The organism is Ferruginibacter sp. (assembly GCF_031430955.1).
In the GTDB taxonomy this organism is placed as follows: Bacteria; Bacteroidota; Bacteroidia; order Chitinophagales; family Chitinophagaceae; genus Ferruginibacter.
On the sequence record NZ_JANPCM010000205.1, the window covers coordinates 1 to 1,669 of the forward strand.

The 1,669-nt window shown below is 36.0% G+C and carries 2 protein-coding genes; both read left to right on the plus strand.

The window, feature by feature from the left end; translation table 11 throughout:
- The coding region (locus tag ACY65O_RS05815; protein ID WP_462219907.1) for a tyrosine-type recombinase/integrase at positions 1–829 on the plus strand (829 nt) is incomplete at its 5' end.
- Between the two features lie 233 nt (positions 830–1,062).
- Positions 1,063–1,669, plus strand: a 607-nt coding sequence (locus ACY65O_RS05820; protein ID WP_462219908.1) for a DUF4253 domain-containing protein, incomplete at its 3' end; no start/stop codon positions are given.

A 1,669-nucleotide genomic window follows, 5' to 3' on the forward strand; every position in this document is an offset into this window, starting at 1 on the left:
GGAGCAACGACTCAAACTGAAAGCCTACAGCCCCTCCACTATCAAAACCTACCTGGGAGAAATGGCACAACTGCTGACTCTTATCACTAATATACCTGCTGATGAATTAACCCCTGAGCACCTGCGGCGTTATCTTGTTTATTGTTTTGAAAAATTACAGCTAAAGGAAAACACACTGCATAGCCGTATCAACGCATTAAAATTTTATTACGAGCAGGTATTGGGCAGAGAGAAATTTTTTTGGGAAATACCCAGGCCCAAAAAGCGCATTATGTTACCCAAAGTAATAAGCGAAGAAAAAATAATAGCCGGCCTGATGGCAATTGATAATTTAAAACATAAAACATTACTGTTGCTTGCCTATAGTGCCGGTATGAGGGTGAGTGAAGTGGTACAGCTAAAAATAACAGATATCAACAGCGAAAGAATGCAGATAACCATTACCGAAGCCAAAGGAAAAAAAGACAGGGTGGTAAACTTAAGCACTGCTATACTTAAACTATTGCGGCAATATTACATTGCATACAAACCCGGTAACTGGCTTTTTGAAGGCCAGCATAAAGCTGAGCATTACAGTGCCAGATCGGCGCAGTTAATTTTTAAAGCCGCCTACAAAAATTTAGGTTTACCTCCGCAGTGCAGTTTTCACAGTTTACGCCATAGTTATGCCACTCATCTGCTCGAAAACGGAACAGACATTTCTTTAATACAAAAATTATTGGGCCATAATGATATAAAAACAACCATGCGGTACACCCATGTAAGTAAAAAAGACATCGGCAATATTGAAAGCCCCCTGGACAAAATCCTTAGAAAAAAAGGCAATTAAAAACTTTCGTTTTTTCAATTGTCGCTAAAAAACAATTTAAACCCCGAAAGTTAAAACTTTCGTATTCAATATTGTTTTTTATATAACAGTTTGAAAACAAAAAATTTAGCTGATTTAGAAATTTTGAAAAGATGGAACTTTCGCATATATTTGAGTTGTACGCCACCTTTATGACACACTTCAAATACTTAACGATATTTTTTTTGACACTTTCTTTATCATCATGCTCACAAATGGACAATTCACAAAATTTGACACGGCTCAAAGAACTTTCTGAAAAAACAGGAATCGAAATGATTGTTATTGACGAAGCGGAGAAAATTACTAAGACAGAAGCTACAAGATTTTTAAGAAGTCTAATGCTTTCAAGTTACATAGACGACCCAATTCAGTCAACAATAAGACAAGCATCACCAAAAGGTAAGACCGTTGAATTGCCAGGAACATCTTTCTTGGTTGGACATGATTTAATTGAAAAACTTGTAGACACCTTAAACAAAAAGTTTTCTTATAGACAGTGTTTAGCTTTTATTTCAGACGACCGCACAAGAGACGACAAAAAGCAAACTGTTTCAATTATTCATAGTGCTGACAAATACAATACTCTTAGACTTCAACAAACAAGTGGAGGAAGTTATCTTTTTTCAACTGACAGCCTTGTAGAAAAACTACAGACTTTTGAAAAGAAATATCCTTTTCATTTCATAGGAGTAGGCGACGATTGGTTATTGATAAAAACTAACGACGCACCAAAAGATTGGACTGATTTTGCAAAAGAAGTTTTAAAAGTTTGCCCGCCAGAAGACGAAGTAAATATTGACAAATACGCAGAGGAAATTA